Below are 23641 nucleotides of genomic sequence, written 5' to 3'. Positions count from 1 at the left end.
CAGTGCTCCAGCTCTGTGCGGCGCTCCCGGGCGCGGGGATGCGCACGGGTCGCGGGTCTCGCAGGGTACGCCTGCCGCCCGACGACGTGACACCGCGTCTCGCGGTCGGCCCGCCGCCCGCGGGTCAGCCGGACCAGCCGAGGTTGCGCGCCATGCGCTCGAGCGTCGCGACCGTCCGCGCGTACTCCTCGCGGCTCACGCCCTGCGCGACGCGCTCGCGCGCGACCGACACCGCGTCGAGCAGGTCGTGGTACGCGTGGTTGCCCGCGACCGTCACGGACAGGCCCTGGTCGCCGCGCGCGACCCAGCCGCGGCGCACGAGGTCGTCGATCTCCGCCGTCACAGCGCTCGCGCCGCCCGCCCCGGCACCCGTGAAGGGTGACAGCACGCCGTCGACGCTCGTCTCCTCGCTCACGCCGTCACGGATGGTGTTGAGCACCTGCCAGTGCCGGCGCGTGAGGCCCGAGTGCTGGAACACGGCGTCGAGGTTCTCGTCGATGAGCCGGTCCACGAGCTTGAGCCAGTACCCGAGGGGGCGTCCGGCGTCCGTGCCGGAGGTCGTCGTGGGCGTTTCCTGGTCCTCGGTCATGGCTGCCTCCCGGTCGGATCACGGCTGGGCCCACTCTCGCACCCGCGCTCCCCCGGTGCCCGCCGGGGTGGCAGAGTGGGCGCATGACCGAGAGCACCCCCGCGCCGCGCCGCGCGCTGATCGTCGTCGACGTCCAGCCCACGTTCTGCGAGGGCGGCGAGCTGGGCGTCGAGGGCGGGAACGCCGTCGCCGAACGCATCGCCGAGCACGCGCGCGACCACCGCGACGCGTACGACCTCGTCGTGACGACCCAGGACTGGCACGTGGACCCGGGCCAGCACTGGAGCCCCGACCCGGACTTCGTCGACACGTGGCCGCCGCACGGGATCGCCGGCACCCCCAACGCCGAGCTGCACCCGGCGCTCGCCGACCTCGCGCCCGACGCCGGGGTGAAGAAGGGCGAGTACCAGGCCGCCTACTCGGGCTTCGAGGGCGTGGACGTCGCGGGCCGACCGCTCGTGGACCTGCTGCGCGACGCCGGGATCGAGGCGGTCGACGTCGTCGGCATCGCCGAGTCCCACTGCGTGCGCGCGACCGCGCTCGACGCGCACGCGCTCGGCCTCGCGACGCGGGTCCTCACCGACCTCACCGTGCCGGTGACGCCCGAGCTCGGTGCCGCCGCGCGCGAGGAGCTCGCTGCGGCGGGCGTCACGCTCGTGGCGAGCGACGCCGTCGGGCGCTGACCACCGCGGTCGCGGTCCGGGCGACCCCGCGGGACGCCCGGACCGCGCTCACCCGCGGCGCGCGTCCAGCGCGGCGGCGTACAGGTCGCGCTTGGGCACCCCGGCGCCCTGGGCGACGTCCGCGACCACGTCCTTGAGCCGCTCCCCGCCGTCGACGCGCGCCAGGACGGCGGGCACGAGCTCGGCGAGCGGGACGGGCCCGCGCGGCGGCGCGCCACCGACGACGACGCAGATCTCCCCGCGCAGCTGCTCCTCGGCGGCGCGCTCCGCGAGCTCGGCGAGGGGGCCGCGCAGCACCTCCTCGTAGGTCTTGGTGAGCTCGCGCGCGACGGCGGCCGGCCGGTCCGGGCCGAACGCGCCCGCCATCGCGGCGAGCGTCTCGGCCACGCGGTGCGGTGCTTCGAAGAACACGAGCGTGCGCGGCTCGTCGACGAGCGCCGCGAGCGCACGCGAGCGGTCCCCCGCCTTGCGGGGCAGGAAGCCCTCGAAGCAGAACCGGTCCGTCGGGAGCCCCGAGAGCGCGAGAGCGGTGAGCACCGCGCTCGGCCCGGGCGCCGTCGTCACCGGGAGGCCGCGCTCGACCGCACGGCCCACGACGCGGAAGCCCGGGTCGGACACGCTGGGCATCCCCGCGTCCGACACGACCAGCACCGTGCCGCCGCCGTCGACGACGTCGAGCAGGTCGTCGGCGCGCTCCGCCTCGTTGTGCTCGTGGAAGCTCACGACCCGCCCGCCGACCTGGACGCCGAGGCGGCCCGCGAGCGCGTGCAGGCGCCGCGTGTCCTCCGCCGCGACGACGTCGGCCTCCGCGAGCAGGCGGCGCAGGCGCGGGCTCGCGTCCTCCGCGTTCCCGATGGGCGTGCCGCCGAGCACGAGGTGCCCGGCCTCCCGCCGGGTCGTGGGCGCGTCGGGGCCGGGCACGTCGGTCGAGGAGGACATGGCTCCCAGGGTTCCACACGTGCGCGGCCCCTACGATGGCCAGCGTGTCCCAGCCGCCCGCCGACGCGACCCCCGGCCCCCGCCCCCCGGCCGACGCCACCGACGCACCGCCGACGGACGTGAGGGCGGACGACGGCGCACCGCCGTCGGACGTGACGACGGACGACGGCCCCGCGCCGAGCCACCGCGAGCGGCTCCTCCTCGCGCTGCTCGGCCCGCGGCGCCTCGCGCTCGGCGCGACCGCGCACGACCGGCTGTGGGGGTGGCTCGGCGTCGCGATCGTCGCCGTCGTCGCGGCGGTGCTGCGGCTGTGGAACCTCGGCCGGCCCGGCACGCTCGTGTTCGACGAGACGTACTACGTCAAGCACGCGTGGACGCTGCTCCGGGTCGGGTACGAGGCCGACTGGCCCGAGGAGCCGAACCCGGCCTTCGAGGCCGGGGACGTGAACTCGTTCCTGCCCACGGCCGACTACGTGGTCCACCCGCCGCTGGGCAAGTGGATGATCGCGCTCGGCATGAAGGCGCTCGGCGGGGCCGAGAACCCGTGGTCGTGGCGGATCGCGTCCGCCGTCGTCGGGGTGATCGCGGTCGTGCTCGTCGCGCGCATCGCGCGCCGGCTGTTCGCCTCGACGGCGATGGGGATCGTCGCGGGCGCGCTCATGGCCGTGGACGGCGAGGCGATCGTGCACGCGCGCACCGGCCTGCTCGACAACATGCTCATGCTCTGGGTGCTCGTCGCGTTCGGGTGCCTCCTGCTCGACCGCGAGCAGGCCCGGCGACGCCTCGCGGAGCGCTGCGGGGCGATCCTCGACGCGGGCGGGCGCATCGGGCGCTACGGCCCCGGCCTCGGGTGGCGGTGGTGGCGCTTCGCCGCGGCCGTCGCGCTCGGGCTCGCGTGCGGGGTCAAGTGGTCCGGCCTGTACTTCCTCGCGGTCCTCGCCGTCGTCTCCGTGCTCTGGGACGCGACGGCGCGGCGCACCGCGGGCGTCGGGCGCTGGTGGGAGGACGCGCTCGTGCGCGACGCGATCCCGGCCGCGCTCGTCATGCTCCCCACCGCCGCGCTCACCTACGTCGCGACGTGGACGTCGTGGTTCCGCTCGCCCGGCGCGTACATGCGCCAGTGGGCCGTCGAGCACCCTGGCGAGGGCGTCCAGTGGTTGCCCCCGGCGCTGCGGTCGCTGTGGGAGTACCACCTGAAGATGTGGGACTTCCACACGGGGCTCACGTCCGAGCACACGTACGAGGCGCACCCGCTCGGCTGGATCCTCCAGTGGCGGCCCACGTCCTTCTACTGGCGCTCGTACGAGGCCGGCGAGGCGGGCTGCGAGGTCGAGCGGTGCGCGCGGGCGATCACGTCGCTCGGGAACCCCGTCCTGTGGTGGGCGGCGGCGCTCGCGATCCTCGTCGCCCTCTACGCGCTCGTGCGGCTCAAGGACTGGCGCGCGCTCGCCGTGCTCAGCGGGATCGTCGCCGGGTGGGCGCCGTGGTTCCTCTACGCCGAGCGGACGATCTTCACGTTCTACTCGATCGTGTTCCTGCCGTGGGTCGTGCTCACCCTCGTCTACGCGATCACGCTCGCGCTCGAGCGCACGGAGGGCCGGGCGGTCGCCCGGGCCCGGGTGCGCGTCGGGATCACGGTGCTGCTCACGACGATCGGCGCCGTGAGCGTGTTCTTCTACCCGATCTGGACGGCGTGGCAGGTCCCGTACTGGTTCTGGCGGATGCACATGTGGCTGCCCACGTGGATCTGACGCGCTGGCCCGGAGCGCCGGCCGGGCTCCCCGGCGCGAGCCGGGCCGGCGTCACTGGTAGCTGACGAAGTCCGGGGTCGGGCTGATGCCCCAGGTCTGCTCGGGCGTGAGCATGGGCGCGTCCTCGTCGTAGAAGTTCTTCCAGCCCCAGAACAGCCCCGCCGGCGCGTCCTGGTGCAGCGTGGACCACGTGGCCGCCTTCGCGCCCTGGCCACCCTGGCCGTCGGCGTGGACGACGGTCGCGAGCTCGGGGTGGGCGGTGTCGAGGCGGGCGCGGTCGGCGATCATCGACGTCCGGAACTGGTGCAGCAGGAAGACCTTCTGCGGCAGGTCGCGCTCGCGCACGAGGCCCGCGAGGTAGTCGCCGACGGCGTTGACCTCGTCCACCCCGACGGAGCCGATCTGGGCGAGGTGCACCTGGTCGGGGCCGAGGCGCCACTCCGGGTCGAGCGCGACGCCGACGTGCGGCTGCGCGACGAGGTCCTCGTACGCGCGCACCTGCGTGAGGAAGTCGGTACGTCCAGGCTGGAAGTCCAGCACGACGTACACCCCCGCCTCGCGCGCGGCGTCCACGTAGGGCCGCACGAGGTCGGCGGCACGCTCGTTCGAGTAGTTGCCGTCGGAGCCCGCGGACCCCGACGCGACCGTCGTGATGATCTCGAGCGTCGGCACCACGGGCTCGTCCGTGAGGCCCTGGTACCAGGCCGCGTGCTCCTGGGCGCGCGCGATCGTCGCGGCGACGTCCTGCTCGCCGAGCACGCCGAGCACCGGCGCCCCCGGCGACCCGTAGAGCGCGACGTAGCGCTTGCCGGGCAGGGCGAGCTGCCCGCCGCCGGGCAGCTCCGTGCCCGTCGCGGCCGCCTCGACGCGCCACCCGAGGTCGTCGGGGCTGCCGAACGACGCCCCGAGGCCGACGGTCGCCGTCGCCCCGGCACCCGCGACCGCCTGGACGGCCTCGGACGTGGTGCGCGGGTCGCCGCCGGGGGCGTCGACGACCGTCGCGCCCGACGCGCGGGCCGTCGCGGCCGCCGGTCGGGCCGCGGCCCCGGCGTCGGGGTCCGTCAGCGCGAGGACGCCGGTCGACGTCTGGGCGTCGCCCGACGCCGGGAGGTCCCGGACCGCGAGGTCGGCGGCGCCCGCCAGCGACTCCTCGTCGACGGCGCCGTCGGGCGCGACGGCCGCCGGGTCGACGTGCACCGTGGACACGTCGTCGAGGCCGGGGACGCTCGTCCCCTCCGGCGCGACGACGACCGCCTCGGCGGCGCCGAGGCGTGCCAGCTCCTCGGCGAGCGCCGCGTCGTCCCTCGCGACCAGGACGGGCGCGACGACCCGCTCGGCGAGCGCCGCGGCGACGCCGACCGCGGTCGCGTCCTCGACGGCGTCGTCCGGCACGACGACCGCGACCGGCGCGGTCGCGAAGAACGTGCGGCTCGCCGCGAGCGCGAGCGCGGCGGGGTCTTCGTCGGCGAGGGTGAGGACGCCTTCGGGCGTCGCGGCGCGGGCGCCGTCGGCCTCGGCCTCGGCGCCTGCGGCGGGCCCCGTGCTGCTCGCGGCGGGGTCCGGGTCGCCGCCCGTGCACGCGGCGAGCGCGGTCGCCAGGGCCAGCGCCGCGGCGAGCGCGGCCGCACGACGGCGCGGGCCGCTCCGGCGCGCGCGGGAGCCGGGGCGGGGGGTCGGGGAGGGAGATCCGGACGGGTCGTCGTGGCGGGCGGCGGAGAGGGTCACGAAGGCCATCGATCGATGGTCCGTCAGCGGTCGCCCGCCTCGCGACCGCAGGAAGGCTTTTCCCCGGTGACGTCCACCACCCCGCGGGCGTCGCCCGCCCGCGTCACCAGTCGACCTGCTCCGAGGGGTGGAAGGGGGTGCCCGAGCGGCGCCACGCGTGCGCCTCGCGGGCGACGCGTCGGCGGTAGTCGTCCCAGTCCTTGCGGTCGGGGGCTGTCCAGGCGACCTCCGCGACGGCGCTCAGGCGCGGCAGGAGCATCGTGAACAGCGCGTCGAGCGTGGGGATGCGCTCCGTCCAGACCGCGGCCTCCACGCCCTCGATCGAGTCGGCAGGGAGCCCGGGGACCACCTGCTCGGGCTCCCAGTCGTACGCGTCGCGGACCTCGACGAGCCCCGCCCACTCCTGCCCGAGCGGGAAGTCGGCCGTGTACTTCATGTCGAGGTAGACGCGGTTCGCGGGCGACATGATGACGCGCGCTCCCGCCCTGGCCGCGTCGACGAGGTACGTGAGGTCCATGGGGTGGGTGTCCCAGTACTGCACGAGGGTGCCCGGGCGCAGGGGCGCCTTCGCCGCCTCCTGCCACGCGACCGGCTTCTTGCCCGCCTCGAGGATCAGCCGCTCGCACAGCTCGACGAAGCGCGCGTACTCGGCGGGCTCCATCTTCAGCACCTCGTCTCCGCCGAGGTGCACGTGCTCGCCGTCGGTCGCGTGGGCGAGGTCGGTGAAGACGTCGCGCAGGAAGGGCTCGGTGGCCGGGAGGTCGAACGTCAGGCGCGAGAAGCCCACCTCGATGCCGTGGTAGGCGTCCGTGGGGACGCCGTCGGGCATGAGGTCGCCGTACACGTGGGTCGCCGCGTTGATGTGGCCCGGCACGTCGATCTCCGGCACGACGCGCACGAAGCGCTCGGCCGCGTGGTCCTGCAGGGCGCGGAAGTCGGCGAGGGACAGGTGGCCGCCCGTCCCGCCGGACGTGTCGCCGCCCGAGGAGAGCTTGGCGAGCTCGGGCCGCGACGGCGACTCGATGCGCCAGCCCTGGTCGTCGGTGAGGTGCAGGTGCAGCACGTTGAGCTTGTACGCCGCCGCGACGTCGACCACGGCCCGCAGCGCGTCGAGCCCGAAGAACGTGCGCGCCACGTCCACGGAGAGACCGCGCCAGGGGTAGCGCGGCGCGTCGTGCACGACGACGTGCGGCACTCGCGCGAGCGCCCCGTCACCCGGCGCGACGACGAGCTGGCGCAGCGTCTGCACCGCGTGGAGCAGCCCGGCCGGCTCGGGCGCCGTGGCGATGACGCCGGCCGCGTCGACGACGAGGCTGTAGCGCTCGGGGCTCGTGGAGCCCTCCGGCCCGGCCGCCTCGTCGACGCGCAGGACGAGCGCCGTGCGCTCCCCGTCCGCGGCGGGCACCGCGACGGCGGCGGGGTCGTCGTGCGTCGCGGTGACGCCGTCGAGGCCGGAGAGGAGCTTCGCGGCGAGGTCGGCGAGCCAGGGGGCGGCGCCGTCGAGACCGACCGCGTGGACCTCCAGGGCGGGGACGGGGACGTGTCCCTCGCCGGGCTCGACGTGCAGGGGCTGGGGGATGATCGAGACCATCAGGTACCTCGTCGTCTGGGTCTGGTCGAATCGATTCGGCTTTTGCGAGCGACACACCCTAACCCGCTCGCGCGGGACCGGCCAAGTGCCCAGAGGAGCGGATCGTCAGCGCGACGCCGCCACGTAGCGCGGGCTCGGGTCGAGCGACAGCACGCCCTCGACGTCCCCCGCCGGGTCCGCCGAACCCGTGGTCCAGCCTCCCACCACGCCCGCCGGGACGTCGTCGAGCAGCGTGCCCCACTCGCGCGCGCGGGCGCCGAACCTGGCCTGCGCCGTCGACTGCAGCACGACGGCCGCCTCGCCCGCACCCACGTCGAGCGCGGCGGCGTCGAGCACCGCCTCGGCGTCGGGCCGCTGCACGACGACGAGCTTCTGCGGCAGGCCCTGCGTGCGCACGACCTCGCCGACGGCGCCGATCGCGGCGCTGAGCTCCGCCGCGCCCACTGTGCCGGCCCGCGACTCCTCGCCCGCGCGACGGGCGTCGACCGCGAGCGCGACGCCCACGGTCGGGCGGGCGAGCAGGTCCGCGTACTCGGCGACCTGCTCGTCGAAGCTCGCGCGCCCGGGCTCGAGGCGCAGCACCACGAGCACCCCCGCGGCCGCCGCGGTGTCGACGAGCGGGACGAGCTCCTCGGCGGGGATCTCGGTCGAGTAGTCGCGGTCCGCGCCCGGGTTGGACGACGCTCGCGTCGCCGGCACCTCGAGCACCGGGACCACCACGTCGTCCGGGGCAGCCTCGGCGTACGCCGCCGCCGCCTCCTGCGCACGCTCGACGGCCTCCGTCGCCGAGCGCTCCCCCACCGCCACGAGGCCCGACGTCACGGCGTCGGCCCCCACCGCGACGTACCGGACGCCGTCAGCCAGGACGAGCTGCGAACCGCTGGGGAGCAGGTCACCCGCCTCGGCCGACCGCAGCCGCCACGTGAGGTCGTCGGCCGTGCCGAAGCTCGCGCCGATGCCCACGACGGCGAGCGCCTTCGCCGCCGAGATCGCGTCGACGACCTCGGCGGACGCCCGCGGGTCGCCCTGCGGCACCTCGAGCGGCACGGCGCCCGCGGCGCGCGCGGTCGCGATGGCGGCGGACTGCGGTCCGCCCGGCACCGCGAGGCTGCCCGGCTCCGTGAGGGCCAGGACCTCGGTCAGCGTCTCCGGCTCGCCCCGATCGGGCAGCGCGGCGCGGACCTCGTCCAGGTCGCGCTCGTCGAGCGTCCCGTCGGGAAGGAGCGCCCCGACCTCCAGCAGGACGCGCTCGACGCCGTCGACGTCGCCCAGGGTCGCGCGCGCGGGCTCCTCGCCCACGCCCTCCTGGCCGGGGGGCGCCTCCGGCTCGCCCACCTCGACGACGGCGACCGCGCCGAGCCGGCGCAGCTCCGTGCGCAGCCCGCCGTCCGAGATGGCGCCACCCACGAGCAGCACGGGCGCGGCCAGCTCGACGGCGGCCGCGGCCGCGGTCGCGCGCGCGGCCTCGTCGTCCGCCGCGGCGAGCACGACGACCGGCGCGTTGGTGAAGAACGCCTGGCTGCTCGTCAGCGCGAGCTCCGCCGGCTCGGTCGAGCCGAGCACGAGCACCCCGTCGCTCGGCTCGGCGGCGCGGGCGACGAGCCCGGTCTCGCCCGCGGACGGCCCGTCGGCCTCCGCCGTCTCCGCGGCGCAGCCGCCCAGCGCCACGACGGCACCGAGCGAGAGGACGACGGGGAGGGCGACAGGGACGAATCGGACCTTCCGAGTGTTCACGCCCCCATCATCGCGCACCTGGCGCGGCTCGCCGACCGAGGGATGTGAGGGACTCGTGACGGTCGGACCGACCCGCCGCGGGGTCGCGTGACCCCCACCACCCGCGCCGCCCGCCGAGCGCGCCGCGGAACCACAGGGCGGGCGGCGCCCCCGACCGGCATACTGGACGGGCCCTGACCGAACGCCGAGGAGATCGCATGTCGACCCCCGACCAGCCCGACCAGAACCCGCAGCAGCCCGGCGGGACGCCGTCCGGCCCGCCCGCCTACGGGGCGCCGCAGCCCGGCGAGCCGCAGCAGCCGCCGCAGGCCCCGCAGTACGGCGCCCCTCAGGCCCCGCAGTACGGCGCACCGCAGGCGCCCCAGTACGGCGCACCGCAGGCGGGCGCCCCGTCGTACTCCGCCCCGGGCCAGGACCCGGGCAAGACGATGGGGATCGTCGGCCTCGTGCTGTCGTTCCTCGGCTGCCTCTCGATCGTCGGCCTGATCCTCAGCATCGTGGCCTTCAACAAGTCCAAGAAGGCCGGCTACAAGAACGGCCTCGCGCTCGCCGGCATCATCGTCGGCGCGATCGTGCTCGTCCTGACGATCATCGGCTCGATCGTGTTCTTCAGCACCGTCGGCGCCGTGACGCAGGAGGTCCTCGACGCGTGCTCCGGCGTGCCCTCGGGCACGGTCGTCGAGGTGCGCGGCGAGCCCGTCACCTGCCCCTGACGTCGTCCTGCGACGCCGCTCCGCGAAGGCCCTCACCGTCTGGTGGGGGCCTTCGTCGTGCCCGAGGCGGCAGCGGGCCACCGGCTCGCCGTCGGCGGGCCTCCGCGGCGCGCCGCCTCACGCGCGCCGCACCCGGTCGCGTCGGTGGCGGCGGGCACGATGGCTCGGGTGGACGAGGAGACCGAGGACCCGACGGCCGCGCCGCAGCGCCGCGCCGCACCGACCGCGCATCCCGACGACGCCCGGCTCCCCCGGCGCCCGGTGGGGCTGCTGCCCCTGCCGCGGATCGCACGGCCGGACCTCGCCTCCCCCCACCTCACGCTCGTCACCCTGCAGTCCCGTGACGCCTACCGGACGCTGCTCCACGACGGCGTCCTGCGGGCACGCCCGGAGCACGGCGAACCCGGGTTCCGCGAGGCGTACACCTGGATGGGAGCCCGGATGCGGGACCGGCTGCCGACCGACGGCGACGGCATGCTGTGGGCGTGGGCGCGCGCCACCCGACGAGCGCTCCTCCAGCACGCGCGCCAGGCCAGGGGCGAGGTCCTCGTCGTCGCCCGGGTCGCCCGTGAGCGGGTGCTGCTGTCCGACTACCTCGACTGGCACCAGGTCCTCAACCGCAGCCTCAACGTCGTCCCGCTCCCCGGAGAACGGGACGACGCCTGGGAACGGCGTTTCGAGACCGTATACGAGGCGTGGGCGAGCGAGGCCGACGCGTATCGCGACGTGGCGTGGGACGCCTGGCCCCGGGAGCTGCGCGCGACGACCGAGACCAGCTGGGACGCGATCTTCGACCTGGACGCCGTACCGACCACGCGTCCGCTCCAGGCGACCGTGCACGAGCTGGCGGTCACCGACGTCGTCCGTGCCGTCCAGGTCTCGTGAGCCGTGCGGCGGAGCAGGCGGGACGCCCGACGGAGCTCTCCCACGACATGCAGAAGGCCGCCGGTCGGGACTCTCGTCCTGACCGACGGCCTTCAACCGGTGGAGCTAGGGGGATTCGAACCCCCGACCTTCTCATTGCGAACGAGACGCGCTACCAACTGCGCCATAGCCCCTCAAGCGAGGAACAGATTAGCACCCCGAGGGCGGGGTCTCGCAAACCGGCCGCCCTCAGGGGGTCTACTGCCCTGCCGCCCGACGTCGCGCCAGGATCTCGTTGAGGTCCAGGCCGAGCGTCTCCGTGGAGGGCTTGCGCTCGTCGCCCGCGGCCGGGGCCGGGGCGCCGGACCGGGCGTCGGCGGCCAGCACGGGCTCGACGCGGGCCGACACCGTGGGCGAGACGACGTCGTCGTCCGTGAGCGGGGCGGGCTCGCGGCGGGGCGCCGTGGGCTTCATGGTGTACGTCGGCGGGGGCACGGGCACGGGGTCCCACGCGCGACCCGTCGGGACACGCTCGGCCTCGACGGCCTCGACGACCGGGGTCGTCCCGCGAACGGTGGTCGGCTCGTCGGCCGCTGGGGCGGGCTCCTCGGACGCGGGGCCCTCGGTCGCGCCGGACGCGGTGGTCCGTTCGCGGGACGACGCAGCCGGTGCGCCCGCGTCGGCGGACGCCGCGGCGTTCGCACGGGCGAGGTCCTGCGGCGTGACGCGCGGGATCATCTGCGTGCTCACCTGCGAGCCGTGGACGGCGCGCCCCGTGACGCGCGGGCGCGCACCCCGGGGCGCGGGCGGCGCACCGAGGACGGCGCCGCGAGCCGCGCGGGCCGCGGCACGACGCTCGGCCAGCCACGCGGCGTCGGACCGCTGGGCGGCGAGCACCGCACGACGGCCGAGCACGAGCACGAGCCCGAGGAACGCCGTCGGGACCACGCCCGCCCACCACGGGACGAGCCCGAGCGCGACGACGACCCACACCCCGACGGTCGCGAGGAGCAGCACGACCGTGAGCGCGAGACGACGGCGCGCCGCGGCGGCGCGCCGCTCGAGGAGCTCGAGGCGGGACTGCTCGGAGGCCGGCTGACGGCGCGGCGGTGCCCCGCGCGAGGGTGACGCGCTGACGGTGCTCCCCATGGCGTGCGTTCCCTCCTCGTCGTGCGTCCGGTCCTCGGACCGGCTCTGCGTCCCGGCTGCCCCGAGCAGGGGGCGCCCTCCGGCTCCGGCGGGACCGGAGGCGATCGCCGCGACGGTCGTGACGCCGTCGAGCCGGGCGTCCCAGCGGTCGAACCCCCCGCCGCCCGGGCCGGCGACGGCCAGGACGCGCAGGGAGCCGGAGAAGCGGTCGTCCGTGCGCGCGTCCAGCAGCTGCTGCCGGTGACGCACCCGGTGCGGGACGTAGAAGCCGACCCACAGCAGGAACACCGCGAGCGCGACGATCCCCGAGGCCGATTCCACATCACGACCGTAGGCGAGGCCCGCGGTCACGCTCCGCACGCGCCCCGGCGTGTCGGGCGGCTCAGATGCTCTCGCGGCGTGTCGCCTGCCAGCGCGCGAGGAGGCCGTCCGGGACCTCCTCGCTCGTGACGGCGAACGTCCGGTGGTCGCGCCACTCCCCCTGGATGTGCAGGTAGCGCTCGCGGACCCCTTCGTCGCGCAGCCCCAGCTTCTCCACGACGCGCAGGCTCGGGCCGTTCTCCGGGCGGATGTTGATCTCGATCCGGTGCAGCCCGAGGATCGTGAAGCAGTAGTCCGTGGCCATCGCGACGGCGGTCGGGATGACGCCGCGGCCCGCGACGTGCTCGCTCACCCAGTAGCCGATGCTCGCGCCGCACAACGAGCCGTACGTGATGGACGACACGGTGAGCTGGCCGACGAGCTCGTCGTCCAGCTCGACGGCGAACGGCAGGGAGGACCCCGCGCGCGCCTGCGCCGAGAGGACCCGGACGTACTCCGCGAACGTGGGCGGCCCGCCCGGCGTGCCGGGACGCGGCGACGTGCCCTCCCACCGCTCCAGCCAGTCCGCGTTGCGCGCGCGCAGCCGCATCCAGGCGTTCGCGTCCCGGCGCCGCAGCGGACGCAGGACCACGGACCCGCCCAGGGTGTCGTCCCGCAGCGTCACGGGCCACGGCTTGGCGACGGTCCAGCCGCGCGCGATCTTGTGGGTCATGCGGCGGTGTACCGTCCTCGGCCTGTCGGTGGGCTTGGCGACGAGGACCGGCGGTGCGCCCGGCCCTCGGTGCACAGGGTGACACCACCGGGCGCCCGCGCGCCACCGACCGGTGACGCGGGCACCCGATGGTGTCCCCGTGCTCAGTCCCGCACTCGGACCCGTCCTCAGCCCAGCGTGACGACGACCTTCGCCTCCGTGCCCGCGGGCAGCGCCGGGATCGGGGTCGCCGGGTCGTGCTCGACGCCGTCGACCGTCACCGAGCGCACGCCCTTCGACACGTGGTCCGGGTTGCGGACCTCGATGTCGTAGACGGCGCCGCGCCACTCGCGACGCACCTCGAACCCGTCCCAGTCCTTCGGGATCGACGGGTCGACGACCAGGCCGTCGAGCGCGAGGCGGACGCCGAGCACGTACTTCGTCACGGCGGTGTACATCCAGCCGGCCGTGCCGGTGAGCCACGGGTTCTGCGCCTTGCCGAACCACTCGTGGTCGCGGCCGTAGAGGAACTGGACGTACGCGTACGGCTCCGCCCCGCGGACCTCGATGTTGTCGTTCTGGTGGTACGGCAGGATCGCGTCGTAGAACTGCACCGCCTCGTCGCCGCGGCCCAGCATCGCCTCGGCGATGATCGGCCACGCGTTCGGGTGGGAGAAGATCGCGGCGTTCTCCTTGATGCCCGGGTACACGCGCGTCACGAAGCCGACCGTGTCGTCGACCTTCGTGAACGCCGGCCAGTTGAGGTGGTTGCCGTACTCGGAACCAAGGAGCTCGCGCACCGCGTCCATCGACGCCTCGCCGCGCTCCTGGCTCGTGATGCCCGCGATGACGGGCCAGGCCTGGTGCTCGAGGAAGATCTTGCCCTCGTCGTTCTGCGCCGAGCCGATCTTCACGCCGTCGCGCGTGTAGCCGCGGATCCACCAGCGCCCGTCCCACAGCTGCGCGTCCGCGACCTTCGCGATGCGCTCGCGCTCCGCCGTGAACCGCACGACGTCCGCCTCGGCGCGCTCGTCGCCCGCTGCCGCGAGCGGCTCCGCGACCTCGAGGAACGCGCCGATCGCCCACGCGTGGAGGAACGTCACGAGCGACGTCTCGCCGCCGCCGAGGTTGAGGCAGTCGTTCCAGTCGGCGCGCAGGCCGAGCGCGACGCCGTTCTGGCCCACCTGCTCTGCGGAGAACTCGAGCGCGCGGACGAGGTGGTCGTAGACGGTCGCGGGCGTGCCCTCGGCGAACGGGATCTCCAGGTCGAGGAACGCGCGGTCGCCCGTCTCCTTGACGTACTCCACGACCGACGGCACGAGCCACAGGTGGTCGTCGGAGCACGTGTCCTCGAGGCCGTGGATGAGGTCCTTCGGGTCGACCGTCGGGACGATCGTCGGCGACGGGACGTCGGGCAGCTTCTCCGCGTCGGGATCGAACGCCTTGGGGTCGAACAGGTGCAGGCCGTAGCCGGCCTCCGTCTGGGCCCGCAGGAGCTCGACGATGCGCTGCCGCGTCTTCGTCGGGTTCGAGTGGATGACGCTCATGACGTCCTGCGCCGTGTCGCGGTAGCCGAGCCCGGCGCGCCCGCCCACCTCGACGAAGGACGCGAACCGCGACCACACGACGCACGTCTCCGCCTGGAGCAGCGTCCACGCGTTGATCATCGTGTTCATGCCCTCGTGGGGCGTGCGGATGCGCAGCTTGTCCTGCTTGGCGCGCCAGTAGTCGCGCAGGCGCTCGCGCTCGTGGTCGACGGCCGCGACGTCCGAGTACTTCGCCTGGATCGCGCGCCCGGCCGCGTCGCGCGAGCCGTAGCCGAGCATGAAGACGAGGCGCTTGGTCTCGCCCGGCGCGAGCGTCACCTTGTGCAGCAGCGCGCCGCAGTGGTTCTGCGTCGTCGCGCTCGCGTTCGAGCCCTCGCCCCGCTCGATCGCGACCGGGTTGCTCTCGGTGCGGTACGGGCCGATGAAGCTGTCGCGCAGCGAGTCGTACGACGACGGCGTCTCGCTCGACGCGAAGTAGTGGTACGTCCAGGGCTCGTAGTAGAAGTCGTACTCGATGATCCCGTCCTCGTACGAGGAGCCGGACGCGTAGAGCGACATCTGCAGGTTCTGGTTGTCGATCGTGATCGTGTGGAACGAGAACTCCACGTACGACCCGACGGTGAGCTCGCGCACCTCGTCTGTCGTGTTGGTGACGCGCACGTCCCACAGCTCGACGTCGTCGTCGAGCGGGATGAAGACCGTCTGCTCCGCGTCGATGCCCTTGTACTCGGAGCGGAAGGTCGTGTAGCTCAGGCCGTGGCGCGTGGTCCAGCGCCCCGCGCCGCCGGCCGGGTCGAGCTCCTCGTCCGGCCCGACGAACGGCTTGCCGACCGGCTGCCAGGACACCGACCAGTAGTCGCCGTCCGCGTCGTCGCGCAGGTAGACGTAGTGACCGGGGCGGTCGAACGGCACCCCGTTCTGGCGGAAGCGCGAGATGCGCCCGTACTGCGAGCTCTTGTAGTACGAGTACCCGCCGCCGTGGTGCGACAGGACCGTGCACATGTCCCGGGTGCCGAGGTAGTTCGTCCACGAGACGGGGACGTCGGGGCGCTCGACGACGTACTCGTCGTGCGCGGTGTCGAAGTGGCCGTAGCGCATCGTTGCTCTGGTTCCTGTCCTGGGGTGGGGCTGGGGGCTGGGTGCGGCGGGGTGCCGGGTGGGGGCGCGGGCGTCAGACGCCGGCGGTGACGAACCCCTGCAGCCACTCGAGGAGCTCGGCGGCCTTCTCGGGGGTGTCCGCCTCGACGAACATGCGCAGGACGGGCTCGGTCCCGGAGAACCGCAGGAGCGCCCAGTTGTCGTTCTCGAGGAGGATCTTGGTGCCGTCGAGGTGGGAGACCGAGACGACCGGGTACGGCCCGACGTGCGTGAGGGGCTGCGCCTCGAGCCGGCGCGGCACCTCGACGCGCATCTCCGGGGTGGCCGGCACGCCCGCCTCGAGCGTGTACAGGCGGCCGGTGATCTCGTAGAGCATCGCGCGCAGCTCGGAGATCCGCTTGCCCGTGCGCGCCAGCATCTCGGCCACGAGGGCGCACGCGAAGATGCCGTCCTTGCCGAGGATCCACCCGCGGATCGTCAGGCCACCCGACGACTCGCCGCCGAGCACGGCGCCGATCTCCGCCATGCCGGCGGTGACGTGCTTGAACCCGACCTTGACCTCGCGCGACTCCTCGCCGAAGTGCGCCGCGAGCCGGTCGAGCAGGTGCGTCGTCGCGAGGTTGCGCACCACGCCGCCCTTCTCCCCGCGGACCTCGTGCAGGTACCAATACAGGAGGAGGAGCAGGTCGTTCGTCGAGATGTACTCGCCCGTCTCGTCGACGATCCCGATGCGGTCCGAGTCTCCGTCCGTCGCCATGCCGAGGTCGTAGCGGCCGCCGCCCTGCTGGATCATCGTCACGAGCGTGCTGAGGCGCTGGAGGTCCGGTGCCGGCGCGACGCCGCCGAACAGCGGGTTGTGCGCCGCGTGGATGAACTCCGACCGCACGCGCATGTCGGACAGGATGGTGCCGAGAGTGAGCTGGCTCGTGCCGTACATCGGGTCCACGACGACCTGCAGGTCCGAGCCGCGCACGGCCTCGACGTCGATGATCCGCTCGATCGCGTCGACGTACGGGTCCGTGAGCGACCGGTCGACGACGACGCCCGTGCGGCGGGCCACGTCGATGTCGAGCGTGATGACGTCGTCGACCGACAGCGCGTTCGCCTCGTCCTGGTAGCGGTCCGTCTCGTCGTCCAGCGGGAGCGAGCCGTCCTGGCGGAACACCTTCATGCCGTTCCACTCGGGCGGGTTGTGGCTCGAGGTGACGATGACGCCGTAGGCCGCCCCGAGGTAGGGCGCGGCGAAGGTCACGAGCGGGGTCGGGACGTCGTCGGGCAGGAGGGTCACGGCGATGTTGTTGCCCGCGAAGACCTCGGCCGCGGCGATGGCCGACTCGCGCGAGAGGAAGCGGCGGTCGCCGCCGATCACGACGCCCTTCCCGTCCAGCCCGCGTCGGATCGTCTCGTTCGCGATGGCCTGGCACAGCCGGCGCACGTTGGCGAGCGTGTAGCCCTCGCCGATGACCGCGCGCCAGCCGCCGGTGCCGAACACGATCTTCGTGTCCGTGTTCTTCTTCGGCACGAACAGGCGCTTGAGGACGATGTCCGCCGCCTGGGCGAGCTCGTCCGGGGTGTTGATGCCGCGGACCTCGTCCACGTCGACGATGCGGTACGACGAGATGCGCTTGCCCGCCCCGATGACGCGGCGCGCGAGCTCGGTCAGCCGGTGCTCGCCGTCGGCCGCCATGCGCTCCAGCTCGCCGAACAGCAGGCGGGGCGCCGCGACGTACGCCCCCACGTTGATCTCGGTGCGCGGCTCGGGCGCGGCGTCCGCGACCTCTGACGACTCGAGGATCGCCGTGATCTCGCCCCCGGCGCGGACCACGCGCCCGTAGCCGTCCGGGTCGTCGACGACGGCGGAGAGCAGCGACAGGTCCGCGCCCGTGAGGGTGTGGCGCGTCAGCAGCCCGAGGAGCGACTCGGAGCGCAGCAGCGGCGTATCCGCGTAGGCGACGAGGACCGGCTCGTCGACGCCCGGCCCGAGCACCGACGCGATCGCCTCGCGCGCCGCGAGGACCGCGTCGCCCGTGCCGAGCGGCGACTCCTGCTCCACGTAGACGACGTCCTCGCCGAGCAGCTCGCGCACGGTCGGGTCGTCGGGCGACACGACCACGACGATGCGGCCCGCGTCGACGACGCGGCGGACGTTCGCGACCGCCAGCTCGACGACCGTCGCGCCGCCCAAGGGCCGCGACAGGAGCTCGCGCGACGCGTCGTCGTGGCCCGCGGCCAGCACGACGGCGGCACGACCGGTCCTCGGGTGGGCGCCCCCTCGTGGGGCGGTCTCGGTGGGGTTCGCGGTCGTCGCGGTCATGGCGTCCTCACTGTCGGCACCTCTGTCGGACGGCGACCCATTTGTCAGGAGTCCGAACTACTGGCTCCCTCCGATCATAGGCACCACGGACGCGTCCGCGGAACCCGCTCCGGGACTCCGGGGCCGAAGGTCACCCGCGCGGCGTCGGCGCGGACGCGCGCGCCGGGTGACAATAGGGACATGAGTGGCCCGGTCCAGCCATACCCCCTGCACGGAAGCATCGAAGCCGAGGACGCGAAGGAGATCCTCCGCAAGGCCATCCGCACGCATCGCCAGGCGCGGTCCGAGCGGCTCCGCAAGGAAGCGGACGCCGCCATCGCCGACGTCGTCGAGACCATCCCCGAGGTCGCCGCCGCCACGTGCGTCGCGACCTACGCCGCGCGCCCCGGCGAGCCCGGCACGTCGGCGATGCTCGAGCGCCTCGCCGCGCGCGGCGTCCGCCTGCTGCTCCCCGTGCTCGGCGCGGGGCTCCAGCGGGACTGGGCCGTCTACGACGGCCCCGCCGACCTGCAGGTCCGCGCGCCCGGGCGGCCGCCCGAGCCCGGCACCCCGACCCTGGGTCCGGAGGCGATCGCCGAGGCCGACGTCGTCGTCGCGCCCGCGCTCGCCGTCGACTCACGCGGCGTCCGGCTCGGCCAGGGCGGCGGGTGGTACGACCGCGCGCTCGAGCACGTGCGTCCCGGCACCAAGGTCGTGGCCGTCGTGTTCCCGGAGGAGGTCTACGACGCGAGCGACCGACCGCTGCCGGTCGAGCCGCACGACCGCACGGTCGACGCCGTCGCGACGCCCCTCGGCTGGCGCTGGCTGCCGTAGCAGGCTGCGCCGTCCGCCACCGCGCCGTCCGCCACCGCGCCCGCGCACGGGGCGGACGCGCCTGCGGCTCCGCTACGGCACGAGGGTGAGCTCGTCCTTGCTCGCCTCGGCGACCGCCTCCGTGGAGAACGGCCACGCGTACGTCTCGCCGCGGGCCCAGGTCTTCAGCTGGTCCGCGTAGTGCTTCGACGCCGGGTGCCCCGAGGTGCCCGTGACGGTCACCCACGTCGAGCGGTCGAGGTCTCCGAGGTCGACGACCATGCGCATCGACGGCCCGGCCGTCACGTCGAACGACCCGGACGCGGCGTCCCACGCGGTCGCGTTGACGATCGACGAGCCACCGGGCATGCCGACCGGGGTGGGGTTGACGAAGTCGCGCACCGGCCCCGGGATCGACTCGCCGCCCAGCACGGGGTGCTCGAGAGCGAGCACGTGGATCTTGCCCCACGCCCAGTCCGACGGCTGCTTGCTCTGCTCGACGGTGAGGTCGAGGCGCGCGGAGACGAGCGCCTGCGTGAGCACCTCGTCGCGCGTCTCGACCACGCTGACCGTCTGGCGGTCGTCCCAGAACGGGTCGGTCGGGTTCTCCAGGAGGTTCTGCACGACGGCGAGCCAGCGGCTGCCGCCACCCGGACGCGCCGACTCGGGCAGGTCGTCCCAGAAGGTGAGCTGGAGCAGGTTCCGCCACACGGCCGCGAAGTACGCCGCCGCGGCGGAGTCGGTGTCGGTCCGGTAGTCCCAGTCCGCGAGGAGCTGCTGGCCCTCGGCCGCGAAGTCGTCGTCGATCTCCTGCTCGAGCAGGGGCTGCACGAGCACCTCGGCGTACGGGCTGCGGTCGTCGACCTGGACCTCGTTCATCGTGTCGACGTCCACGGTGCGCCCGGCCGAGATCTCGGCCTCCAGGAGCTCGCGGATGCGCTGCGAGCGGTAGCCGTAGTCCCAGTCGGTCGTGAGGAACGGCGCGACGCCGTCCGGCAGCACGGCCTGGTTGGCGGCGACGATGAAGCCCTCGGCCGGGTCCACGACGCGCGGCATCTGCTCGCTGGGGACGTAGCCCTGCCAGTCGTAGCGCTCGTCGGACCCGTCGCGCGGCCACGTGCCGTCGGAGGGCACCTCGGCGTCGGGGACCGCCTGGCGGACGGGGATCTTCCCGGGCGCCTGGTAGCCGATGTGGCCGTCGGCAGTCGCGAAGACGATGTTCTGGGCTGGCACCTCGAAGAGCGCGGCGGCCGCCTGCATGTCCTCGGCGTCCTGCGCGAGGTTGAACGCGAAGACGGCGTCGGCGGTGCGGCCCGGCTCGAGCGCGGTCCACTGGAGCGCGACGGCGTACTCCCCCAGCCGCGTGTCCAGCGCGGGCGTGTCGACGGCCGCGTCCGTCGCCGGGATCGCCTCGGAGACGATCGGCCCGTGGAGCGTCGAGCGGACCTCGATCTCGATGTCGTCGCCCCCGGCGACGCGCAGCGTCTCGGTGCGGGTCTCCAGCGGGACCCACTCGTCGCCGCGCAGGTAGGTGTCGTCGCGCACGCGCTCGACGAAGAAGTCGGTGACGTCGGCGCCCATGTTCGTCAGGCCCCAGGCGAGCTGGGCGTTGTGCCCGATGACCACGCCGGGGAAGCCGGCGAACGAGAAGCCCGCGACGTCGAACCCGCACGCCGGGGAGACCTCGTTGCAGTGGAGCCCCACCTGCGCCCAGATGCCGGGCGCCCCGAGGGCGAGGTGCGGGTCGTTCGCGAGGATCGGCTTGCCCGACGCCGTGTGCTCGCCGGAGACGACCCACGAGTTCGAGCCGGTGCCCTCGCCGCGCCCGATGAGCACGGGGACGGCGCCGAGCGCGCGGTCCGCTGCCTGGAGCGCGGCCTGGAGGTGGTCCGAGCCGTACTCGGCGCGGGCCTGCGGGCCCAGCTCGAGCGCGACCTCCTGCGGGTTCTCGAGCTCGCCGGGGTCGAGGATCGGCGCGTTGAGCCCGGACGGGTAGGCGGGGAACAGCTCCGCGACGCGCGCCGTGTCCTGGAGCGTGCCGTAGGCCAGCGCGCGGTCGAGCTCGTCGTCGTAGTTGCCGCGCAGGTCCCAGGCCATCGCCTTGAGCCACGCGAGCGAGTCGACCGGGTCCCAGGGCTCGGGCTCGGCGACGTCGACCTGCAGCCCGAGCACCGTGTACTCGAGCGCGATCTCCGACGGGCTGCGGTCCTCCAGGTAGGCGTTGACGCCCTCCGCGTACGCCTGGAGGTACGCCTTGGTCTCGGGAGAGACGACGTCCCACTCCTCCTCCGCGACCTGGCGCCAGCCGAACGTGCGCGTCACGGTGTCGGCGGCGATCGCGTCCGGGTTGTCGCCGACGAGCTCGGCGAGCCGCCCCGACGTGACGTGCCGGCGGTAGTCCATCTCGAAGAAGCGGTCCTGCGCCTGGACGTAGCCCTGGGCGCGGAAGAGGTCCTCGGGGGTGTCGGCGTAGATCTGCGGCACGCCCTGGGCGTCGCGCAGCACGGTCACCTCGCTGCCGAGGCCGGGCACGGAGATCTCGCCGGACGCCTGCGGGAGCGGGCGCCGGACGGTGACCACGACGAACGCGGCACCCGCGACGAGCGCGACGACGAGAAGCGCCGCCACGCCGATCAGGACGCGCCGGCGCACGGACCGGCGACGGCGCCGCGGCGCGGCCGCGGCCTCGCCCGGGGTCGCGGGGTCGGCACCGGTGGCGGGGTCACCGGCGGGGGCCTCGGCGGGTTCGTGCGCAGACACGGATGCGAGACTACCCCGGCCCTGCCCGGGCGCCGGTCCGCGTATGATTAGCACTCGGAAGTTTCGAGTGCCAGGCGGTGTTGACACCGTCGACCAGGCCGAGACCGTCCCGATCCCGACCCGCCGGTGGCCGCCTCGACGGCCGTCTCGTGAACGAGGAGAACCCGTGCCCACCTACGCCTACAGCTGCACCGCCTGCGGTCACGCCTTCGACATCCACCAGTCGTTCAGCGACGACGCCCTCACGGTGTGCCCCGAGTGCTCGGGCCGCCTGCGCAAGGTGTTCTCCTCCGTGGGCGTGACGTTCAAGGGCTCCGGCTTCTACCGCACGGACTCGCGGTCCGGCGGGAAGACGTCGACGGCGCCCGCCGCCTCGGCGTCCAGCGCGTCGTCGTCCTCGTCGTCGTCGTCGGGGTCGCCCTCGTCGTCGGGCGGCACGGGCTCGGGCGGCGCGTCGAGCAGCTCTGCCGCGTCGTCCTGACCTGACGCGGCGCCGCCGGGTCGCTCGCCCCTGACGCGCCCGGGCTCCGGCGTCGGCGCCGCACCGGTGCGCGGCCGACCACAGCGGGCCGGTCGGCTCACGGTGGGCGGACCGCGCGCCGCGTCGTCCACAGACCGCCGCGCACCGCGGCCACCGGCTCGCCGCGCGCGGCTACGGTCGCGCCATGCCTCGCTCCTCCCGCCCGCCCGGCCCGTCAGCCCACCCCGGCCGCGCCGCCGTCCGGCGGCGGCTGCTGCACGGCCTGTGGTGGCGGTCCCGGTTCGTGGTCGCGGCGCTGTGCTGCGGGCTCGCGGCGTCGGTCGTCGTCGGTGCGCTGCGGCCCCCGCCCCCGCCGACGGCTCCCGCCGTCGTGACGGCCCGCGCCGTGCCGCCCGGCACCACGCTCGCGGCACCCGACGTGCGGGTGGACCACGTCCCGGCCTCCCTCCTGCCCGCCGGGGCGCCGACTCGGCCCGACGACGTCGTCGGGCGCCGCGCGACCGTCGCCCTTCCGGAGGGCACCCTCCTCCAGGACGGCCTCGTCGCCGGAGGAGAGCTCGCCGCCGGTGCGCCCGCCGGGACCGTGGTCGCGCCCGTCCGGCTCGACCCGGGCGTCGCCGCGCTCCTCGGGCCGGGCGACCGCGTCGACCTGCTGGCCGCGGGCGACCCCGCCGTCGCCCCGGGGCCCACGGACTCCGAACAGACGGAGGCCGCTCCCCCGGTCGACCCGTACCTGGCCCGCGCCGCGGTCGTCGTGCCGGCGCCCGAGCCCGACGACGGCGGCGGCCTGCTCGGCACCGGTGGGTCGGGCTCCGACGTCGTGACGCTCGTCGCGGTACGCCCCGAGGAGGCCGTCCGGCTGGCGGCGCGGACCGGGCACGCCCCCGTCACAGCTGTCCTGGTCCCCTGACGACTCCGTGAGACCGCCGACCCGCCGGGCGAAGCCGTTGCCGCTCGCCGCGCCCGTTGGCAGGATCGCGCGTGCATGTCGTGGCGCCGCCGCCACGCGTGCCCGTCGACAGGAGAGGGAAGCAGCACATGAAGGGCGTGTTCCAAGGGTTCAAGGAGTTCGTGCTCCGTGGCAACGCGATCGACCTGGCGGTCGGTGTCGTCATCGGGGCCGCGTTCTCCGGGGTCGTCACGGCGATCGTCGAGGACTTCATCAACCCCCTCATCGGGGCGATCTTCGGCAAGCCCGACCTCACCGGCCTGTGGGACATCACGCTGCGCGCGGGAGACGCGGCGAAGGACATCCCGCCCTCCGTCATCTCCGTCGGCGGGGTCCTCAACGCGATCCTCCAGTTCCTCATCATCGCCGTCGCCCTCTACTTCGTCATCGTCCTGCCGATGAACAAGCTGGCGGAGCGACGCAAGAAGGACGAGGAGCCCGAGCCCGAGGCACCGGCCGAGGACGTGCGCGTGCTCCAGGAGATCCGCGACCTCCTCGCCGCCCAGGCCGGGAGCGGCCCCGCCGCGGCGCCCGGCGGGACGCCGCCCGGCGGGACGACGCCCCCGCAGCACCTCTGACGCCGCTCAGCCGGTCGCCGGGCGAGCCGTCAGTGGCGCCCGTAGTGGGGCGGCACGTCGCCCAGCAGGCGGTCGTCGTTCTCGCCCGGAGCGCCGCGGCGGGGGGCTGACTCGTCGCCCCAGCCCTCGGCCCGCTCGTCGGCGCTCGTGCCGGGCACCACCGTGCTCTCGGTCCCCCGCCGCACGGCCCGCCGCGGACGCCGACGGCGCCCGGGCTCGGGCTCGGGCTCAGGCTCGGGCTCGGGCTCGGGCTCGGGCTCAGGCTCAGGCTCAGGCTCAGGCTCAGGCTCAGGCTCGGGACGGTCGCGCGCGTCGTCGGGCAGGTGCCGCGGGTCGGGGCTCGGGTCGGCGGTCGTGCTCACGCGTCCCATG

19 protein-coding genes and 1 tRNA gene are annotated in these 23641 nt (G+C 74.7%); 8 read left to right on the top strand and 12 right to left on the bottom strand.

Going from position 1 to position 23641, the window contains the following annotated elements:
• Positions 1-124: 124 nt before the first annotated feature.
• Positions 125-589 (bottom strand): MarR family winged helix-turn-helix transcriptional regulator, encoded by a 465-nt coding sequence (locus BXA05_RS16890; RefSeq protein ID WP_021482375.1) that lies wholly within the window; start codon positions 587-589, stop codon positions 125-127.
• An 83-nt stretch (positions 590-672) separates the two neighbouring features.
• Between BXA05_RS16890 and BXA05_RS16885 the strand changes: the two genes are divergently transcribed.
• Positions 673-1272, top strand: a complete 600-nt coding sequence (locus BXA05_RS16885) for an isochorismatase family protein (RefSeq protein ID WP_076406252.1) — start codon at positions 673-675, stop codon at positions 1270-1272.
• A 48-nt stretch (positions 1273-1320) separates the two neighbouring features.
• Here BXA05_RS16885 and rsmI read toward each other — a convergent pair whose 3' ends face one another.
• Positions 1321-2211, bottom strand: a complete 891-nt coding sequence (rsmI, locus tag BXA05_RS16880; protein ID WP_076406250.1) for a 16S rRNA (cytidine(1402)-2'-O)-methyltransferase — start codon at positions 2209-2211, stop codon at positions 1321-1323.
• A 35-nt stretch (positions 2212-2246) separates the two neighbouring features.
• Between rsmI and BXA05_RS16875 the strand changes: the two genes are divergently transcribed.
• Positions 2247-3962 carry a dolichyl-phosphate-mannose--protein mannosyltransferase gene (locus tag BXA05_RS16875; protein WP_083711982.1) on the top strand — a complete coding sequence of 572 codons (1716 nt, stop codon included), beginning with the start codon at positions 2247-2249 and terminating at the stop codon, positions 3960-3962.
• A gap of 51 nt (positions 3963-4013) precedes the next feature.
• Here BXA05_RS16875 and BXA05_RS20145 read toward each other — a convergent pair whose 3' ends face one another.
• The 3 genes from BXA05_RS20145 to BXA05_RS20140 all read right to left on the bottom strand — a co-directional run bounded on the left by BXA05_RS20145 (position 4014) and on the right by BXA05_RS20140 (position 9012).
• Positions 4014-5696 (bottom strand): hypothetical protein, encoded by a 1683-nt coding sequence (locus BXA05_RS20145; RefSeq protein ID WP_244550498.1) that lies wholly within the window; start codon positions 5694-5696, stop codon positions 4014-4016.
• A 94-nt stretch (positions 5697-5790) separates the two neighbouring features.
• Positions 5791-7278 (bottom strand): beta-N-acetylhexosaminidase, encoded by a 1488-nt coding sequence (locus tag BXA05_RS16865; RefSeq protein ID WP_076406248.1) that lies wholly within the window; start codon positions 7276-7278, stop codon positions 5791-5793.
• A 105-nt stretch (positions 7279-7383) separates the two neighbouring features.
• On the bottom strand, positions 7384-9012 hold the full coding sequence (locus tag BXA05_RS20140; protein WP_076406247.1) for a hypothetical protein: 1629 nt from the start codon (positions 9010-9012) through the stop codon (positions 7384-7386).
• A 197-nt stretch (positions 9013-9209) separates the two neighbouring features.
• On the opposite strand from BXA05_RS20140, the gene BXA05_RS20325 reads away from it, so the two are divergent.
• Together BXA05_RS20325 and BXA05_RS16850 are read left to right on the top strand one after the other, a co-directional pair.
• The gene (locus BXA05_RS20325; RefSeq protein ID WP_051028544.1) at positions 9210-9725 is read left to right on the top strand and encodes a DUF4190 domain-containing protein; all 516 of its coding nucleotides are present in this window, start codon (positions 9210-9212) and stop codon (positions 9723-9725) included.
• Positions 9726-9893: 168 nt separating this feature from the next.
• Entirely contained in the window at positions 9894-10610 is a 717-nt protein-coding gene (locus BXA05_RS16850; RefSeq protein ID WP_170963192.1) for a DUF3841 domain-containing protein, read from the top strand.
• A gap of 100 nt (positions 10611-10710) precedes the next feature.
• Here BXA05_RS16850 and BXA05_RS16845 read toward each other — a convergent pair.
• The 5 genes from BXA05_RS16845 to BXA05_RS16825 form a co-directional block, all read right to left on the bottom strand.
• Positions 10711-10783: transfer RNA gene (locus BXA05_RS16845), tRNA-Ala, on the bottom strand.
• Positions 10784-10847: 64 nt separating this feature from the next.
• Positions 10848-12059 carry a hypothetical protein gene (locus tag BXA05_RS16840; protein ID WP_076406245.1) on the bottom strand — a complete coding sequence of 404 codons (1212 nt, stop codon included), beginning with the start codon at positions 12057-12059 and terminating at the stop codon, positions 10848-10850.
• A 61-nt stretch (positions 12060-12120) separates the two neighbouring features.
• On the bottom strand, positions 12121-12771 hold the full coding sequence (locus BXA05_RS16835) for a GNAT family N-acetyltransferase (protein WP_043657664.1): 651 nt from the start codon (positions 12769-12771) through the stop codon (positions 12121-12123).
• 167 nt (positions 12772-12938) lie between these two features.
• Complete coding sequence (locus tag BXA05_RS16830) at positions 12939-15395, bottom strand: glycoside hydrolase family 94 protein (protein ID WP_076406243.1); 2457 nt, start codon at positions 15393-15395, stop codon at positions 12939-12941.
• 73 nt (positions 15396-15468) lie between these two features.
• On the bottom strand, positions 15469-17709 hold the full coding sequence (locus BXA05_RS16825) for an NTP transferase domain-containing protein (protein WP_076406241.1): 2241 nt from the start codon (positions 17707-17709) through the stop codon (positions 15469-15471).
• Positions 17710-17889: 180 nt separating this feature from the next.
• Between BXA05_RS16825 and BXA05_RS16820 the strand changes: the two genes are divergently transcribed.
• Positions 17890-18522 (top strand): 5-formyltetrahydrofolate cyclo-ligase, encoded by a 633-nt coding sequence (locus BXA05_RS16820; RefSeq protein ID WP_034654285.1) that lies wholly within the window; start codon positions 17890-17892, stop codon positions 18520-18522.
• 72 nt (positions 18523-18594) lie between these two features.
• Here the strand turns inward: BXA05_RS16820 and BXA05_RS16815 are convergent, their stop codons facing one another.
• Positions 18595-21153 (bottom strand): penicillin acylase family protein, encoded by a 2559-nt coding sequence (locus BXA05_RS16815; protein WP_076406360.1) that lies wholly within the window; start codon positions 21151-21153, stop codon positions 18595-18597.
• Between the two features lie 274 nt (positions 21154-21427).
• On the opposite strand from BXA05_RS16815, the gene BXA05_RS16810 reads away from it, so the two are divergent.
• The 3 genes from BXA05_RS16810 to mscL all read left to right on the top strand — a co-directional run bounded on the left by BXA05_RS16810 (position 21428) and on the right by mscL (position 23269).
• Positions 21428-21742: an FmdB family zinc ribbon protein gene (locus BXA05_RS16810; RefSeq protein WP_076406239.1), complete on the top strand. Its 315-nt coding sequence runs from the start codon at positions 21428-21430 to the stop codon at positions 21740-21742.
• 184 nt (positions 21743-21926) lie between these two features.
• A complete protein-coding gene (locus BXA05_RS16805) occupies positions 21927-22652 on the top strand; it encodes an SAF domain-containing protein (protein WP_076406238.1) in 726 nt (241 codons plus the stop codon).
• A gap of 128 nt (positions 22653-22780) precedes the next feature.
• Positions 22781-23269 carry a large conductance mechanosensitive channel protein MscL gene (gene mscL, locus BXA05_RS16800; RefSeq protein ID WP_076406236.1) on the top strand — a complete coding sequence of 163 codons (489 nt, stop codon included), beginning with the start codon at positions 22781-22783 and terminating at the stop codon, positions 23267-23269.
• A 29-nt stretch (positions 23270-23298) separates the two neighbouring features.
• Here mscL and BXA05_RS19825 read toward each other — a convergent pair whose 3' ends face one another.
• Positions 23299-23631, bottom strand: a complete 333-nt coding sequence (locus tag BXA05_RS19825; protein ID WP_143311188.1) for a hypothetical protein — start codon at positions 23629-23631, stop codon at positions 23299-23301.
• Positions 23632-23641 lie beyond the last annotated feature (10 nt).

It is taken from the genome of Cellulosimicrobium funkei, assembly GCF_900155925.1.
In the GTDB taxonomy this organism is placed as follows: domain Bacteria; phylum Actinomycetota; class Actinomycetes; order Actinomycetales; family Cellulomonadaceae; genus Cellulosimicrobium; species Cellulosimicrobium funkei.
This window is presented reverse-complemented; position numbering and strand designations above follow the sequence as displayed.

What these genes read in the sequence shown, in the direction of transcription:
- BXA05_RS16890 (WP_021482375.1), bottom strand. Translation starts at nt 589, where the DNA reads ATGACCGAGGACCAGGAAACGCCCACGACGACCTCCGGCACGGACGCC.
- BXA05_RS16885 (WP_076406252.1), top strand. Translation starts at nt 673, where the DNA reads ATGACCGAGAGCACCCCCGCGCCGCGCCGCGCGCTGATCGTCGTCGAC.
- rsmI (WP_076406250.1), bottom strand. Translation starts at nt 2,211, where the DNA reads ATGTCCTCCTCGACCGACGTGCCCGGCCCCGACGCGCCCACGACCCGG.
- BXA05_RS16875 (WP_083711982.1), top strand. Translation starts at nt 2,247, where the DNA reads ATGGCCAGCGTGTCCCAGCCGCCCGCCGACGCGACCCCCGGCCCCCGC.
- BXA05_RS20145 (WP_244550498.1), bottom strand. Translation starts at nt 5,696, where the DNA reads ATGGCCTTCGTGACCCTCTCCGCCGCCCGCCACGACGACCCGTCCGGA.
- BXA05_RS16865 (WP_076406248.1), bottom strand. Translation starts at nt 7,278, where the DNA reads ATGGTCTCGATCATCCCCCAGCCCCTGCACGTCGAGCCCGGCGAGGGA.
- BXA05_RS20325 (WP_051028544.1), top strand. Translation starts at nt 9,210, where the DNA reads ATGTCGACCCCCGACCAGCCCGACCAGAACCCGCAGCAGCCCGGCGGG.
- BXA05_RS16835 (WP_043657664.1), bottom strand. Translation starts at nt 12,771, where the DNA reads ATGACCCACAAGATCGCGCGCGGCTGGACCGTCGCCAAGCCGTGGCCC.
- BXA05_RS16830 (WP_076406243.1), bottom strand. Translation starts at nt 15,395, where the DNA reads ATGCGCTACGGCCACTTCGACACCGCGCACGACGAGTACGTCGTCGAG.
- BXA05_RS16825 (WP_076406241.1), bottom strand. Translation starts at nt 17,709, where the DNA reads ATGACCGCGACGACCGCGAACCCCACCGAGACCGCCCCACGAGGGGGC.
- BXA05_RS16820 (WP_034654285.1), top strand. Translation starts at nt 17,890, where the DNA reads ATGAGTGGCCCGGTCCAGCCATACCCCCTGCACGGAAGCATCGAAGCC.
- BXA05_RS16805 (WP_076406238.1), top strand. Translation starts at nt 21,927, where the DNA reads ATGCCTCGCTCCTCCCGCCCGCCCGGCCCGTCAGCCCACCCCGGCCGC.
- mscL (WP_076406236.1), top strand. Translation starts at nt 22,781, where the DNA reads ATGAAGGGCGTGTTCCAAGGGTTCAAGGAGTTCGTGCTCCGTGGCAAC.